The 15204-nt window shown below is 70.0% G+C and carries 10 protein-coding genes; 5 read left to right on the top strand and 5 right to left on the bottom strand.

All coding sequences use genetic code 11. From position 1 onward, the window contains the following. The first annotated feature begins 53 nt into the window (after positions 1-53). Genes AC1VNM_RS18910 through AC1VNM_RS18900 form a run of 3 tightly spaced genes read left to right on the top strand, consistent with a single transcriptional unit; the run spans position 54 to position 5012 of the window. Positions 54-1349, top strand: a complete 1296-nt coding sequence (locus tag AC1VNM_RS18910; RefSeq protein ID WP_483107917.1) for a hypothetical protein — start codon at positions 54-56, stop codon at positions 1347-1349. A 6-nt stretch (positions 1350-1355) separates the two neighbouring features. Next, positions 1356-1850: a hypothetical protein gene (locus tag AC1VNM_RS18905; protein WP_483107916.1), complete on the top strand. Its 495-nt coding sequence runs from the start codon at positions 1356-1358 to the stop codon at positions 1848-1850. 42 nt (positions 1851-1892) lie between these two features. After that, complete coding sequence (locus AC1VNM_RS18900; protein WP_483107915.1) at positions 1893-5012, top strand: hypothetical protein; 3120 nt, start codon at positions 1893-1895, stop codon at positions 5010-5012. On the opposite strand, the gene AC1VNM_RS18895 is transcribed toward AC1VNM_RS18900, so the two are convergent. Genes AC1VNM_RS18895 through AC1VNM_RS18885 form a run of 3 tightly spaced genes read right to left on the bottom strand, consistent with a single transcriptional unit; the run spans position 5009 to position 8615 of the window. Further along, complete coding sequence (locus tag AC1VNM_RS18895) at positions 5009-5965, bottom strand: pirin family protein (protein ID WP_483107914.1); 957 nt, start codon at positions 5963-5965, stop codon at positions 5009-5011. The two genes, AC1VNM_RS18900 and AC1VNM_RS18895, sit on opposite strands and share 4 nt — an antisense overlap. Next, complete coding sequence (gene cueR, locus AC1VNM_RS18890; RefSeq protein ID WP_483107913.1) at positions 5962-6375, bottom strand: Cu(I)-responsive transcriptional regulator; 414 nt, start codon at positions 6373-6375, stop codon at positions 5962-5964. Before cueR ends, AC1VNM_RS18895 begins: the two co-directional genes overlap by 4 nt. Then, positions 6372-8615, bottom strand: a complete 2244-nt coding sequence (locus tag AC1VNM_RS18885; protein WP_483107912.1) for a heavy metal translocating P-type ATPase — start codon at positions 8613-8615, stop codon at positions 6372-6374. The genes cueR and AC1VNM_RS18885 overlap by 4 nt, the downstream gene beginning before the upstream one ends. A 254-nt stretch (positions 8616-8869) precedes the next feature. Here AC1VNM_RS18885 and AC1VNM_RS18880 point away from each other — a divergent pair, with 254 nt between their 5' ends. Continuing rightward, positions 8870-9064 (top strand): heavy-metal-associated domain-containing protein, encoded by a 195-nt coding sequence (locus AC1VNM_RS18880; protein WP_377159922.1) that lies wholly within the window; start codon positions 8870-8872, stop codon positions 9062-9064. Between the two features lie 31 nt (positions 9065-9095). On the opposite strand, the gene AC1VNM_RS18875 is transcribed toward AC1VNM_RS18880, so the two are convergent. Together AC1VNM_RS18875 and AC1VNM_RS18870 are read right to left on the bottom strand one after the other, a co-directional pair. After that, on the bottom strand, positions 9096-11309 hold the full coding sequence (locus tag AC1VNM_RS18875; RefSeq protein ID WP_483107911.1) for a xanthine dehydrogenase family protein molybdopterin-binding subunit: 2214 nt from the start codon (positions 11307-11309) through the stop codon (positions 9096-9098). Between the two features lie 2 nt (positions 11310-11311). Beyond that, positions 11312-11782: a (2Fe-2S)-binding protein gene (locus AC1VNM_RS18870; protein WP_377159926.1), complete on the bottom strand. Its 471-nt coding sequence runs from the start codon at positions 11780-11782 to the stop codon at positions 11312-11314. A 530-nt stretch (positions 11783-12312) separates the two neighbouring features. Here AC1VNM_RS18870 and AC1VNM_RS18865 point away from each other — a divergent pair. Then, on the top strand, positions 12313-15066 hold the full coding sequence (locus tag AC1VNM_RS18865) for a TonB-dependent receptor plug domain-containing protein (protein ID WP_483107910.1): 2754 nt from the start codon (positions 12313-12315) through the stop codon (positions 15064-15066). Positions 15067-15204 lie beyond the last annotated feature (138 nt).

Below are 15204 nucleotides of genomic sequence, written 5' to 3'. Positions count from 1 at the left end.
GGAACCAGAACGGCTGGGAATGAACTGAAGCGGCCTCAACTTCTGGAGCGGCCATGTATCAATCCCCCGTTCATCGACAAGAGTCCGCAGGGCTGTCGATTGCGTCAACCATTGAGACCGGAGGTGCCGCCGATGCGGCGGTGGTCGACCCGATCCGATTCTCCGGCGAACAAAAGCGCTTCCTGCTGTCGCTGGTCGAGAGACTGGAAAAGCGTCCGTCACCGAGCACGGTGAATGCGGTCTGCGGCGAGTTGCGCCTGGCGACTGACGCACCGAATGCAAAGGCGCATGGAGCAAGGCCCGTGCCGCAACCCAGGCGAGCTTTGATCGCTGGTCCGAAGGCACTGGCCGTCCCCTCAACGAGCGCTCCCGCCGTAGCGCCGCTGCCGCAGTCCGACGATGTGGTGATCACTCAGGCTCTGACGGACATGGGGGCCGAGGAAGTCCGACGACGCTGCACACGACTGAGTAGCAGCGTTGACCGGCTGCTCCGCCTTGTGCCGGAGGACATGCACACCTTCCGAGGGCACCTGATCGCCCTGCGCGACCGTTATGCGACCCCGCCGGCGCGTATTGAGGGGAAGCACGCCGAGATGCTGGAGGGCGGCCACCTCGTGCTCACTGCAATCTGCAATGAGCTGGAAAGACGCGATCCCAGCACCCGCAAAGGAGCGCTCTGGTACCTATCGTTAAATGTGCCTAAGGAAGGCGAGAGAGGATCTCAAGTCAGCAAGCTGTTCCACGGCTTGACCTTCTCGGAGAGCTTCGAGGTGGATGGAGACGGGTCCGGAGACAACGACCTTCATCTGAGCGAACGGCGCACGCGATTCGAAGCCTGGGCCGAGCCGCTGCTAAAGAGTTCGAAGTTGACGGTGGCAGAGGTCAGCCGGGGCATGAAAGACCTGGGCCTGGAACTTCCCGACTTGGAGGGCGAGGGAGTTTCCATGTGGCTGCACCCTGTCTACAACAACGCGGCCTGGCGCGCGTGTCTGGGGATCCCGCTCGATCCGAATGATGTGCCTGCGCTGGCGAACGTTGACAGAGCCGAACTGGTCCTGGCGCTGGATGGGTTGCGGCAACGCTGCGAGGGCCTGAGGGTGGACACGACCGCGCTCGACAGGTTCTCCGACACCTGGCTTGGACACAAGCCATCGGACGATCGCGACGACAGGGTGTGGCGGCTCCAGGGGGCCGGTGTGGATTCGTTGTGGCGTATCAACGAACACCTTGCCGGCAAGGGCGATCGCGGATCCAAGCGTCAGTTTCTGGTCGACATGATGCGCTCCTTGTCGGTGGCCCAGGACCCGGCAAACGAACTGCGCTTCCTTACCAACCGGATGAAGGAGTGAGCTGTCATGTATCACCACTCCGACTATCGCAACGCGGTCTCGGGACTGTCGACGGCGTCAATGATCGAGACCGACGGTCCTTCCGATGCCGCCATGGCCCGGATGATCCGGACTGCAAGGGAGCAGACGCACTACTCGGATGGACTGAAGCTGGAGACGTTCAAGCACTGGTCGGAATTTCCCGCAGCGCGCAAGGAGTTGTTCTGCTGCCTGCAATGGCTGACGACCTTGCTTCCCGGCGATGGCGATGCGGCCACCGTGAGAGCCGCGATCGCCAGCAAGGCCGGAGAACTCAGCGACCCCATCCCCCCTCACGACAGCGCTGATCGATCCCGACATCGATATCGACGGCGAACTCACCCGGATGCATCCCATCCGCAACAACGCGGCGTGGCGTGTCTGCCTGGGGATGTCCGTCGAACCGGGCCATGTGCCCCCCTGGCGGGCCTCCGCTACGCGGACCAGGCTCCGGCGCGACACAACGGCGCAATCAGAATCTGACCGCGGCACGACAAAGCGGAGCTCATCGCTCCGTCGTGCCTCATGTCGTCGTTCCTTGTCGCCTCTCCGCTCGCCCCCGATGGCGCCTTCGATCCGCACTTCGGGTTCGCGCCCGGCATCGAGCCGGACCTCGCGCCCGTCGCGCCGGCCAAGGGCGTCGAGGCCGGATGCGACCTGGCGCGGACCCTCGCCTCGGCCTGCGCCGATCTGTCGGCCGGCGCGAGCGCGCTGGGCGCGGCACGCGAGGCGGCGCTGTTCGGCGACCTGCCGGCGCGCACCGAGGACGTCGAAGACCCGGCGTCGGAGTCCGATCGCAGAATCTTCTTCCATGGTGAGGGCGCGGCGCTGCTGCAGGCGCTCGCCCGGCTGGCCGTCGATCCGGCCATCGCCGCCTTGCTGCGGCGGGAACAGTTGGTCCTGGCCGCCGAGGCCATCGGCCTGTGCGTGAGAGGTTGCGTCACGGCCTTGCGCGACGCGGTGCACCGGCTGAGCTGCGCCGCGGGCGGTGCGACACAGGCCGCCGCGCTGCGTCGCACCGAACTCGTCCGGCAGACGCTGATCGAGGTCGTGCGCGCGACCGTGGGCCGTGATCCGGACGAGGGGTTCCGGTCGCTCGCGAATTACGAGTCCCACTACGTCACCGCGCTGGAGCAGCGGTTGCGACTGCCGTTCGCCCCGGATCAGCCTCACGACCGCTACTTCGACGCCGGGACCTTGGCGCCCGAGATCGTGACGCGCGCCCGGCTCGCCTTGCGCCAGCGTGTGACGCCGACGGCGGTCGCGCGCTCGCTCGCCGAAGAGGCCTTGGAGCGCCTGCGCGCACGCCTGGGCGAGGCGGGTGTGAATCTGGCGTGCGTGTGGCCGGCGACTGCGGACCAGCAGGCGGTGATCGACGAGGAGATCGTCGCCATCGAGCGCGCGCTGGGACCGGTGGACCGCTGGGCCTTGTTCCATGAGGACGCCGGCAGCGGCCAGGCCGGCCTGCTCGCACATCCGACCTGGCTGGCCGTGCAGGTGCTGCTGAACCTCATGCACAACGGGGCGTTGCCGGCCCGTGCGATCGACACGCGCCTGGCCTGGACGGCCGCCGACGGACCCCACCGGCTGCGCCAGCTGGGCGAGGGGCTCTGGTGGGTGCAGACCGGCCGCGCGGAGGATTTCGACCCCGGCGAGGCCTTGCCGGTTCGTGTCCGGCAGTTGCGCGAACTCGATCGCGAGCAGACCCGGGGTCATCGCAGGCGCCTGGGCGCGGAGGAGCGCGAGGGCCTCGCGCGAATGCCGATCCTGTTCGATGCCGAGGACGCCTTGCGATGGATTACCCCGCATTGGCTGGTGACCGATGAACTGACCGGCATCTGGTGGCGCCGCATGGGCGAGGCGCGCTGCAAGGACTGGCTGCAGAGCCATCGGACCGATGGCCTGCCGGCGGATCTGCGTCATCGGCTGATGCTCGCCGCGGACGCCGCCGACCAGGCGTGGGCCTTCGCCCGCCTGCTGCCGAGGGAAGAGGAGGCCGCGGCCCGGGCATGGCTCGTGTGTGACGGCCCCGGCATCGTGGCCGCCGCGGTCCGGCGCGACGACGTCACGCGGCTCCAGCGCTGGCAGGTCCTGCTGCAGATCGCCGCGCCGGCGCTGGGCGCGCGGCAGCGCGGGCGGGCGCTGGTGGCCCGCGACGACCACGGGCAGGCCGCGCTCGCGCGCGCCATGAGCCTGCCGGACGGCGCGGACACGGTGCGCGAACTGGTGGCGACGATGCTCGCGATCCGGGCGCATCCCCGGCCGGCGCCGCTGTCCATGTGGCCGCCCTTCAACGAGATCCTCGCGGGTGGCGACGCCGACTCGCTGGGAGCCATCGGGGTGGCGCTCGCGGAAGGCCGGGCCGCGCCGCTGCAGGCCTTCCTGGACGCCGTCGAGGTCGCCCACGAACGTGGCGTGCTGACGCATCCGGAAGTCCGGGGACTGCTGATGGGACTCGACGATGCGGACGGTCCCGGGCATTGGTGCGGGTTCGAGTACGCGATGGCGCGCAACCACGCCGACGTGATCGTCGTCTGGACGCAGGCCCTCATCGGCATGGCGCGACAGGGCGTGCTCGACGGTCCTGATCTCTTCGATGCCTTGAAGGTACCTCGGGTCGATGGCTCGGGCGTCTATCACCAGGCGATGCGCGAAGGATCGTGCGAGGCGGCGGCCCGCTATCGCGATGCGCTCCACGCCGCGCGGACGGATCGTCTCCTGTCGCGCGACCAGGTGGGCCGGCTGCTCCTCGGTGAGCGCGACGAGCCGCAGCCGCTGTTGCTCGCTGCTGCCGCGGGCCATGCGCGCGCGGTGGCGGAACATCTGCGGGAAGAGCTGACCGTGCTGGACCTCGGGCGCTTCTTCGACGTGGAAGACAAGGTGCATGCGCGCTGGTACCGGCGCGGTGGGCACGTCGCGATCGGCGCGGCGATGCGGTACGGCCAGGTCGAGGTGGTGGGTGTGCTGACCGGGCATGCGCTCGCACTGCAGCGGGGTCTCTGGCGGCCGGCGTTGTTCCCGTCCTTCGAGGGGGTGCTGGGCGATTCGCCAGCGATCGGTGTCGCCGTGACGGCGGGCCATTTCGATGCGGTGAGCCTGTGGATGGGGGCACTGGCCCGGGGCGTGGAAATGGGCTGGATCGACCGCCGGGACATGCTGGCCCTCATCGCGGCCAAGGACCGCCGCGGCGTCCGTCTCGTCCACATGGCCGCGCTGGTGCTGGAGCCCGTCGCCCTGGGCGAGCTGCTGGACCTGACGGTCGAGACCGTCCGCCCGGCGCGGCTGCGATCGTCGGACCTGATGCGACTGCTCGGGCCGGGGCGGCGTCAGCCGTCTCCGCTCGCGGCGGCCCTGCTCGCGGACCGGGCCGGCGCGGTGCGGCAGATCGGACGCTGCCTGCTGCGTCTGCACGGCGAGGGCGCCTTGTCGTCGCGCGACCTGCACCGTCTGCTGGCCCTCCGGGGCCGGCCTCGCTGGTGGGGCGGCAAGGCGCCGCGTCAGACGCCGACGGCCGGTGGGCCGCGCCCCGCGGCCGCGATCGAGGCCTACGTCGCGCTCATCCGGTCGGCTGTCAGCAGCGGTTGGGTGGACGAGCCACGCGCGCATCGGTGGCTGCAGGCGTGGACAGCCGCTCCTGCCGACTAGTGCGGCGTCTTGAGCGGCGGCACGACGGGCGCCAGCAGCCGAGGGCCGTCGAAGCCGTGGACCGCGCCGAAGCGGCCGCCATCCTCGCGGCTGTTCCATTCCTCGGCGTAGACCTGCATCTCCTCGCGCGTGCGGCCGACGAAGTTCCAGAACAGCAGCACCGGCTCGCCGAACGGCGGGCCGCCGAGCAGCAGCGCGCGGCTCTTGCCGCCGCCCGACAGCAGCGTCAGCGACTGCGCGCCCGGCGCGATGTAGAGCAGCTCGCCGGGCTTGCTCGCGCCGGTGGATTCGCCGTCGAGCGTCACCGACAGCTCGCCCTCCAGCACCATCAGTCCGTACTCCTGATCGGGGTGCAGCGGGATCGTCGCCTCCGCGGCGCGCGTGGCGCTCAGGTCCACGCCCAGCAGCGGCGTGTGGCTGGGCACCGGCGAGCGGTGACCGCCGAACTCGCCCACCAGCAGCATCGTGTCGAAGCCGCCCGTCGCGAACGACGGCAGCTCGGGGAAGTGCTCGAAGGCCGGCTCGCGATGGCGGTCCGCGTCCGGCAGGGCGATCCACAGCTGGGCCAGCTGCAGGCGGTCGGACTGCGACTCCTCCGTGTGGCTGATGCCGCGGCCCGCCGTCATGAGGTTCACCTGGCCGGGGCGCAGCATCTGCTGGGAGCCCAGGCTGTCGCGGTGCAGCACCTCGCCCTCGATCATCCAGCTGAAGGTCTGCAGGCCGGTGTGCGGATGCGGGCCGACGCGCATGGCGTTCTCCGGCGTCAGGTCGGCGGGGCCTGCGTGGTCGAGGAAGCACCAGGCGGCGATCATGCGGCGCTTGGGCGTCGGCACCGCGCGCCGGATCGTCAGGCCGCCGACGTTGCCGAGATGCGCGGTGATGCGCTCCCAACGGGCCGGGACGGGATCGGCAGGGCTGCCGGATGCGGGATCGGAATCGAGGGGGGCGCTCATGGGGCGGCTCCTTGTGCGAGGTCGTCGAGGATGGGGCAATCGGGGCGGTCGTCGCCGTGGCAGCAGTGTGCGAGCTCGGCCAGCGCGCGGCGCATCGCCTGCATCTCCGCCATGCGGCGGTCGAGGTCGGCGATGTGCGTCTCGGCGATGCGCTTGACCTGGCCGCTGGCGCGGCGGCGGTTCTGCCAGAGCTTGAGCAGCTCGGCGATCTCCGCCATCGAGAAGCCCAGGTCGCGCGCGCGGCGGATGAAGCGCAGCGTGTGCACCTCCTTCTCGCCGTAGAGGCGGTAACCCGCCTCCGTGCGCGCCACCGGCGGCAGCAGGCCCAGCGATTCATAGTGGCGCAGCATCTTCGGCGACACGCCGGAGCGCTCGGCGGCCTGGCCGATGGTCAGCGGCGACGGGGTCATCGCGCGGCTCCCTTCCAACGCTTGAGCAGCAGCGCGTTGCCCAGCACCGAGACGCTGGACAGCGCCATCGCCGCGCCGGCGATCACCGGGCTCAGCAGTCCCAGCGCGGCCAGCGGCACGCCCAGCAGGTTGTAGATGAAGGCCCAGAACAGGTTCTGGCGGATCTTGGCGACCGTGGCGCGCGACAGCGCGATCGCCTCCGCGACGAGCCGCGGATCGCCGCGCATCAGCGTGATGCCGGCGGCTTCCATCGCGACGTCCGTGCCGCCGCCCATCGCCATGCCGACGTCCGCGGCGGCCAGCGCCGGCGCATCGTTGATGCCGTCGCCCACCATCGCCACGTGCGTGCCGTCGGCGCGCAGCCCGGCCACGATGCGGGCCTTGTCCTCGGGCAGCAGCTCGGCGCGGACGTCGTCCAGCCCCAGGGCATCGCCCGCGGCCTGCGCGGCGGCGGCGTTGTCGCCGCTGAGCATCAGCGTGCGCAGGCCCAGCGCCTTCAGATCGGCGATCGCCGCGGCCGACGAGGCCTTGACCCGGTCGCCGAACGCCAGCATCGCGAGCAGCACCGGCGCACCGGGACCATCGGCGGCGGCCAGCCACGACAGTGTGCGGCCCTGTGCCATCGCCGCCTGGGCTTGCGTCTCGAGCGCCGACAGGTCGACCCCGAGCTCCGCCATCCATCGCCCGCTGCCCAGCATCAACGCGCGGGCCTGGACACGGCCCTCGATGCCGCGTCCCGCGATCGCGCGCACCGAGGCCGCCGGCGCCGTCGTCAGCGCACGCTCGACGGCGGCGTCGCGCACCGCGCGGGCCAGCGGATGCTCGCTGCCCATCTGCAGCGCGGCCGCGAGGCCGAGCGCATCGTCCTCGCGCCCGCCGGGCGCCGCGACGAAGTCGGTCAAGCGCGGCTTGCCCTCGGTCAACGTGCCGGTCTTGTCGAACACGACCAGTTCGACGCGCCGTGCCTGCTCCAGCGCCTCGGCGTCCTTGATCAGCAGCCCGCGCCGCGCGGCCACGCCGGTGCCGACCATGATCGCCGCGGGCGTGGCCAGTCCCAGCGCGCAGGGGCAGGCGATCACCAGCACGGCGACCGCATGGATGAGCGCGCGTTCCCAGTCGCCCGTGGACAGGCCCCACGCCAGCAGCGTCACCGCCGCGATGCCGAGCACCGCCGGCACGAACACCGCGCTCACCTGGTCCACCAGCCGCTGGATCGGGGCCTTGTGGGCCTGCGCGGATTCGACCAGACGCACGATCCGCGACAGCGTGGACTCCGCGCCCAGCGCCGTGACCTCGACGAGCAGCAGCCCGTCGCCGTTGACCGCGCCGCCGACGACGCGGTCTCCTTCTGCCTTGTCCACCGGCAGGCTCTCGCCGCTGATCAGCGACTCGTCGACGGGACTGCGGCCCTCGCGGATGCGGCCGTCGGCGGGAATGCGCTCGCCCGGACGAACCACCATCAGATCCTTCAAGCGCAGCTGCGCGAGCGGTACCTCGATGTCTGTTTCGGCGCCGGCGGGTCCGCGGCGCACGCGCGCGTGGTCGGGGCGGAGCTGCTTGAGCGCGGCGATCGCGCTGAGCGTCTGACGCTTGGCGCGGCCTTCCAGCCACTTGCCCAGCAGCACCAGCGTGATGACGGCGGCCGCCGATTCGAAGTACAGCGCCGTGCTCATCGGACCTTGCTGGAGGAGCTCGTAGACGCTGAGGCCGTAGGCGGCGCTGGTGCCCAGCGCGACGAGCAGGTCCATGTTGCCGCTGCGGTCCTTCAGCGCGGCCCAGCCGGCGCGGTAGAAGCGCGCGCCGAGCCAGAACTGGACGGGCGTGGCCAGCGCCAGTTGCCACCAGCCGGAGAGCATCCAGTGGCCGCCCCACGCCATGGCGATCATCGGTGCGATCAGCGGCAGCGTGAGCAGCGCGGCGGTGAGCACCGGCCAGCCGGTCGCGGCCCAGGGCGGCGGGGGTGGGGGCGAGTCGTCTTCCGCGGCGATCACGTGGGCGTCGTACCCGGCCTTGGTGATGGCGGCGACGAGCGCATCGACGGCGATGCTGGCGGGTGCGCGCACGGTGGCGCTTTCCGTGGCGAGATTGACTTCGGCGCCTTCGACGCCGGGCACCTTGCGCAGTGCGCGTTCGACGCGGTTGACGCAGCTGGCGCAGGTCATGCCGGACACGGCGAGCTGGAACTCGCCCGTGGCTCCGGCGGCGCCAGCGGCAATGGTGGGGGTGGTGGCGATGTTCATGGCGTCAGTCTCAAGCTTGCCATGATGGGAAGGTCAAGGCCATGCCCCTGATGGGAGAGGTGTCCGAGGGCCCGAGCGACGCGGTGGACCGGTCTGCGGGATCCGGTGCCGGCCGACCGATTTGCGGAACATGTGCAGCGTATGAGGGCGGCCGGCACCGGATCCCGCAGACGCGCTCGACGACGGCAGGCTTGACCTTCCCATGGCGGCAAGGTTTAGGCTTGAGCCTGAAGACTGATCCGAAGGAGATCCCCATGCATGAATTCAAGCTTCCCGACATGAGCTGCGGGCACTGCCTGGCTGCCGTGACCGAGGCGGTGAAGGAGGCCGACGCGCACGCCGAGGTGAACGTCGACCTGCCGCAGAAGACGGTGAAGGTGGAGAGCGGCCTGAGCCGCGAGCAGCTGGCGGGTGTGCTCAGCGAGGCCGGCTACCCGCCGGCCTCCTGAGCGTGGGACAGGCGCTCGGGCGCCTGCTTGATCAAGCCTGCTTGAGCGCCTCGCTGTCGAACGGCAGCTGGCGCAGCCGCTTTCCGGTGGCCGCGAAGATCGCGTTGGCCACGGCCGGCGCGATCGGCGGCGTGCCGGGTTCGCCGATGCCGCCGGGGGCTTCGTTGCTCTGCACGATGTGCACGTCGACCTTGGGCATCTCGTTCAGGCGCAGCACCGGGTAGTCGTGGAAGTTGCTCTGTTCGACCTTCCCGTCCTTGAACGTGATGCGTCCGTACAGCGCTGCCGACAGCCCGTAGACCACCGCGCCCTCGATCTGCCGGGCGATCGTCTGCGGGTTGACGGTCTGGCCGCAGTCCACCGCCGCGGTCACGCGATGGACCTTGATGCCGCCGTCCTTGGCCACGGACACCTCCGCCACCTCGGCGACCCAGGTGCCGAAGCTTTCCGCCACCGCGATGCCGCGATGCCGGCCCTTGGGCAGCGCCCGGCTCCAGCCGGCCTTCTCGGCCGCCAGCAGCAGGACGCCCCGGGCGCGCGGGTGCTTCTCGAGCAGCGCCAGCCGGTACTTCAGCGGATCGGCCTTGGCGGCGTGCGCCAGCTCGTCGATGAAGCTCTCGATGAAGAACGCGTTCTGCGAATGTCCCACCGAACGCCAGAACCACACTTGCGGCCCCGGCTCCGCGCGGCCGTAGGCGATGCGCTGGTGCGGGATCTCGTAGGGGTGGTCCGCGAGCCCTTCGACGGCCATTGCATCGACGCCGTTCTCGGGAATCTTCATGAAGCCCGACGCCGCCATGATCGACGGGCTCGCGACATCGGCGCGCAGCATCAGCGGCTGGCCCTTGTCGTCGAGCCCCGCCTCGAAGCGCACGCGCGACGTCGGCCGGTAGTAGCCGGCGGCCATGTCGTCCTCGCGGGCGTAGACCAGCTTGACCGGGCTGCCGCTGAGCTTGGACAGCAGCGTCGCGTCGATGGTGAAGTCCGGCGCGAAGCGGCGTCCGAAGCCCCCGCCCAGCAGCATCGTGTTGACCTTCACCTTGGCCGGCGTGACCTGCGCGACCTGCGACAGGATGCCCTGCGCCGGCCCCTGGCTCTGCGTGCCGGCCCAGATGGTGACCTCGTCGCCCTTGACCCAGGCCAGGCAGTTCAGCGGCTCCATCGCGGCGTGGGCCAGGTAGGGCACGTCGTACTGTGCGGACAGGTTGCGCGCGGCGTTGGCGCTGCCGTCCTTGACGTTGCCCACGTCGCGCGCGATCGCGGTGGCGTTCTGCAGGCCTTCATCGAGCGCGCTCGAGACCTTCTCCGACGACAGGTCCGCATGCGCGCCCAGGTCCCATTCGATGCCGAGCGCGTCGCGGCCCTGCTTCGCCGCCCAGTAGCCGTCGGCCAGCACGGCCACGCCCGACGGGATGGCGATGACCTTGCGTACGCCCTTGATGGCCTTGGCCTTGCCTTCGTCGAAGGCCTTGGGCTTGGCGCCGGCGATCGGCGCGCGCGCCATCACCGCGACCAGCAGTCCGTCCACGTGCGCGTCGATGCCGAACTTGGCTGTGCCGTTGATCTTGGCCGCGCTGTCCAGCCGGCGCGTCGGCTTGCCCATGATGCGGAAGTCCTTGCGGTCCTTCAGCGCGGGCTTGTCCGGCACCGGCTGTTTCGCGGCGGCGTCGACCAGCGAGCCGTAGCTGGCCTTGCGGCCGTTCGGGCCGATCACCTGGCCGCGTTCGGTGCGCAGCGACGAGGCGTCCACGCCCCATTGCTTCGCCGCCGCGGCGACCAGCATCTGGCGCGCGGCGGCGCCGGCCTGGCGCACCGGCGTCCAGTGCGCGCGCACCGTCGTGCTGCCGCCGGTGGCCTGCATGCCGAACATCGGGTTGTTGTAGGCGGCGTCCGCCGGCGCCTGCTCGACGGAGACGTGCGCCCAGTCGGCGTCCAGTTCCTCGGCCACCATCATCGGGATCGCGGTCAGCACGCCCTGGCCCATCTCGGCCGAGCCGCAAACGACCGTGACCTTGTTGTCCGGCGTGATCCGCAGCCAGGCGTTGGGCGCGAAGGTGTTGGAGGCGGCGCCGGGCTGTGCCAGCGCCGCGCGACCCGCGGCCAGCGGCAGCGCGAACGACACGGTCAGCGCCGCGCCGCCCTTGAGCAACGAACGACGGCTCGTGGAAACCGGAGAGGCGGGAGCAGCAGGAGAAGCGGGCGAGGACGGCGTTGTCATCGCGTCCTGGTCGAACATCATGCTCATGATCAGCCTCCCTTCGCCAGCGTGGTCGAGGCGTCGTGGATCGCCGCCCGGATCTGGTTGTAGGTGCCGCAGCGGCAGACGTTGCCGCTCATCGCGCCGTCGATGTCGGCGTCGGTGGGCTTCTTCTTGCCGGCCAGCAGCGCACAGGCGCTCATGATCTGGCCGCTCTGGCAGTAGCCGCACTGCGGCACGTCGATCTTGAGCCAGGCGTGCTGCACCGCGCGGCCGGTGGGCGTGGCGCCCACGCCCTCGATCGTGGTGATCTTCTTGCCCGCGGCCGCCTCCAGCGGCGTCTGGCACGAGCGCACCGGCTGCCCGTCCAGGTGCACGGTACAGGCGCCGCACAGCGCCATGCCGCAGCCGAACTTGGTGCCGGTCAGTTGCAGGTCTTCGCGCAGCGCCCACAGCAGGGGCATCTGCGGATCGGCATCGAGCGTCACCGCCTTGCCGTTCACGGTCATCGAAATGGACATGGGGGGTTCCTCCTGGGGACGCCTGGGCGGATCCGTCGCGCCCGGCCCTTCTGAAAGGGGGTCGGGTCTTGCGTCGGGGGTGCGCAAGCGTATCGCTTTCGAACTTCCAGCGTGCGGGGTCAGGGCTTGAGGGGAGGCGATGCCCACCGAAGTCCTGAATGCTTCGGGAGAACCCCTGCAGGGTTAACTCGCATGAAAGGGCGGTCAGCGCACCTGAATGGTGCCGCCTTCAACTCAGAGGGTTTTCCCTTCCTGGAACCGCTGTCATGCCCTGTTTCCACGCGCCCTTCGCCCGCTTTTGCGGCATCAGGGCGTTCATCGCCCTCCAATGCGAAGAGTGAATGCTGCGATGTGAATGATTGTTGCGGTTTTGCAATGGATGACGACGGACATGGGGGAGGGGGCTCCCCAGAATCCGCCCCCTCGCGCCCCTCGGGAGATCCCCGGACGCGACCCCGGTGCCCACCCGGCTGCCGGTCTCCTCGGCCGATGCCACCCATCCGGCCCTTCATCAATTCGCAAGTGGAAGTATGAGAAAAAACACCCAGCTCTCCCTGTCCCTGAGCGCCGCCGCGGCGCTGCTGTGCTGCGTCCAGATCGCGCAGGCCCAGGCACAGGACACGACCCAGCTTCAGCGCGTCGAGGTGACCGGCTCCAACATCAAGCGCCTGGCCTCCGAGACGGCCTCGCCGGTGCAGGTCTACAACCGTGACGAGATCCGCCGCACCGGCGCCAACACCGTGCGCCAGGTGCTGGACACGCTGACCTCGACCTCGAGCAGCGAGATCAGGGACGACGGCAACACCTCCAGCTTCGCCTCCGGCGCCTCGGGCGTGTCGATGCGCGGCCTGGGCAAGGGCGCCACGCTGGTGCTGCTGAACGGCCGCCGCGTCGCCAACTTCGGCCTGGCCGACGGCGCCAAGGACACCTTCGTCAACGTCGACTCGATCCCGGCCGACGTGGTCGAGCGCATCGAGGTGCTCAAGGACGGCGCGTCCGCCATCTACGGCTCCGACGCGATGGCCGGCGTGATCAACATCATCACGCGCCGCTCGTACAACGGCGTCGGCGCTTCGGCCAGCTACACGTTCAACGAGCACCCGAGCGTCGGCGCGCAGCGCCAGGCCAGCGTCGTGGCCGGCTTCGGCGACCTGGACAAGGACCGCTTCAACGTCTTCGCCAACATCGAGGCGTACCGGCGCGAGGGCTACACCGTGGCCAACGTGAAGGACGACTATCCGGCCTGGCACAAGGGCTTCTACAACCCGGCCTTCGGCGACCCGAGCCTGAGCTCCTACCCGGGCAACCTGCGCGTGGGCACGACCCGCGTGCCGGTGGCGGGCTGCACGACGCTGAATTCGGCGGGCCAGTGCGTGACCGACATCAACGGGCTGAACCCGGTCTCCGACCCGGCCCGGCGCGTGAACCTGTTCAGCGCGGGGCGCCTGAAGGTCACGGAGGACATCCAGGCCTTCGCCGAGGTGTCCTACTCGAAGACGACCACCGAGTACCTGACCGTGCCGATGACCATCGGCGCCGGCGCCACCTCGCGCTGGTACGACGGCTACAACAAGGTCGCGCAGTCGGTGCCGCATCCGGTGCTGTCGGCCACGAACCCGGCCAACCCCACGGGCCAGGCCCGCGGCATCGACTACCGGTTCATGGACGACCCCAGCCTGTTCAACTATGACGGCACCGGCAAGCAGTACCGCGCGCTGACCGGCCTGCAGGGCACGTTCCGCGACATGGACTGGGAAGTCTCGATCGGCCGCAACGCCGCCGAGGCCGAGAAGCTGGCCCGCTGGGGTTCGCGCGACCTGTTCGCGGCCGTCGCGTCGGGCGAGTACAAGATCGGCGGCGGCAACAGCCGCGAATTGCTGGAGCGCCTGTTCCCGGTCAACGGCTCCAAGGGCAAGAACCACCAGACCTGGGTGGACGCCAAGCTGAGCGGCGAGCTGTTCCAGCTGCCGGGCGGTCCGCTGGCCTTCGCGCTAGGCGCCGAGCACCGTCAGGAAGGCGTGTCGATCAAGTCGACCGACAACGTCCTGAAGGCGCAGATCGTCGGTCGCGGGTCGGTGCTGATCGACGGCGAGCGCAACCTCGACGCCGCCTTCCTGGAGCTGAACGCCCCCGTGCTGAAGAAGCTGGAGCTGAACGGCGCGCTGCGCTTCGACAAGGCCTCGGGCTTCGACGGCCGCGTGTCGCCGAAGCTGGGCGTCCGGTTTGAGGTGCTGCCGCAGCTGCTGCTGCGCGGCACGGTCGCCGGCGGTTTCCGCGCGCCCAACATCCCCGAGACGCTGGGTCAGGTCGGCGTGACCGGCTTCTTCAACAACACGGTGGATCCGGCGCGCTGCGCGACCGCCACGGCCATCAGCGACATCCTCAAGAAGGGCAACGCCGCCGACCAGTCCGATGCCGCGCTGGCCCTGGCCAGCGGCTGCCGCGCCTCGGTGCCGGCGATGATCTCGGCCAACCCGGACCTGAAGCCGGAGACGTCCAAGAGCGTGACCGTGGGCTTCGTGTTCGAGCCGACCAAGAACGCGTCGATCGCCGTCGACTACTTCAAGATCGAGCGCAAGAACGAGATCAACTCCCGTGATCCGTCCTACGTGCTGGACCGCGAAGGCAAGCCCGGCTACGAGAACATGATCAGCCGCGGCGCGCTGACCGCGCAGGAGCAGGCCTGGGCGACCCGCGCCAACCAGCTGTCCGGCGGCACGCTGGCCTGGCAGGCGGGCCAGATCACCTCGCTGCTGCTGCAGTACGAGAACTTCGGCAAGACCGAGACCTCGGGCGTGGACATCGACGTCAAGGGCCGCGTGGCGGCGGGCTCGTTCGGCACGCTGAACCTCGGCGTGGCGGCGACCTATGCGCTGACCTACAAGGCCTGGGACATCGACGCGAACACGTGGCGTCCCAACCAGGTCGGCCTGTACGAGAACCCGCGCCTGAAGGCCGTGTTCTCGGCCGCCTGGAACAAGGGCGGCTGGACGACCGGCCTGCGCTTCAACTACACGTCCCGCACGGCGCTGAACCGCGACGAGACGGACGTGGCCAGCTGGGGCGAGGAGGGTTGCCAGAAGACCCTGAAGCCGGGCGCGCTGCCCTGCTACATCGACGAGGACATCCGCACCGACTTCAGCCTGGGTTACACCGGCATCAAGAACCTGCGCCTGTCGCTGAACATCAACAACCTGATGGGCGACGAGCGTCCGGTCAACCTCCGCGATGGCTACCGGATCCGTCCGCGCAGCTACAAGGTGGGCGCGTCCTACGACTTCTGATCGCCGCGCGCGATCTCCGGATACCGCCGTCGGGTTTTCCCCGACGCGGTGGTCCGCACCCAAGCCCGGCCTCGGCCGGGCTTTTTTTCGTCCGTCGGTCGCGGCGAGGGGGCCTCAAGCATGTCGAACCGGACAAGA

Source organism: Mitsuaria sp. MSU3D (genome assembly GCF_056867975.1).
This window is presented reverse-complemented; position numbering and strand designations above follow the sequence as displayed.

Excerpts from the sequence above, each read along its gene's own strand:
- AC1VNM_RS18900 (WP_483107915.1), top strand. The coding sequence starts at position 1,893 with ATGTCGTCGTTCCTTGTCGCCTCTCCGCTCGCCCCCGATGGCGCCTTC.
- AC1VNM_RS18905 (WP_483107916.1), top strand. The coding sequence starts at position 1,356 with ATGTATCACCACTCCGACTATCGCAACGCGGTCTCGGGACTGTCGACG.
- AC1VNM_RS18910 (WP_483107917.1), top strand. The coding sequence starts at position 54 with ATGTATCAATCCCCCGTTCATCGACAAGAGTCCGCAGGGCTGTCGATT.
- AC1VNM_RS18870 (WP_377159926.1), bottom strand. The coding sequence starts at position 11,782 with ATGTCCATTTCGATGACCGTGAACGGCAAGGCGGTGACGCTCGATGCC.
- AC1VNM_RS18880 (WP_377159922.1), top strand. The coding sequence starts at position 8,870 with ATGCATGAATTCAAGCTTCCCGACATGAGCTGCGGGCACTGCCTGGCT.
- AC1VNM_RS18875 (WP_483107911.1), bottom strand. The coding sequence starts at position 11,309 with ATGAGCATGATGTTCGACCAGGACGCGATGACAACGCCGTCCTCGCCC.
- AC1VNM_RS18865 (WP_483107910.1), top strand. The coding sequence starts at position 12,313 with ATGAGAAAAAACACCCAGCTCTCCCTGTCCCTGAGCGCCGCCGCGGCG.
- AC1VNM_RS18885 (WP_483107912.1), bottom strand. The coding sequence starts at position 8,615 with ATGAACATCGCCACCACCCCCACCATTGCCGCTGGCGCCGCCGGAGCC.
- cueR (WP_483107913.1), bottom strand. The coding sequence starts at position 6,375 with ATGACCCCGTCGCCGCTGACCATCGGCCAGGCCGCCGAGCGCTCCGGC.
- AC1VNM_RS18895 (WP_483107914.1), bottom strand. The coding sequence starts at position 5,965 with ATGAGCGCCCCCCTCGATTCCGATCCCGCATCCGGCAGCCCTGCCGAT.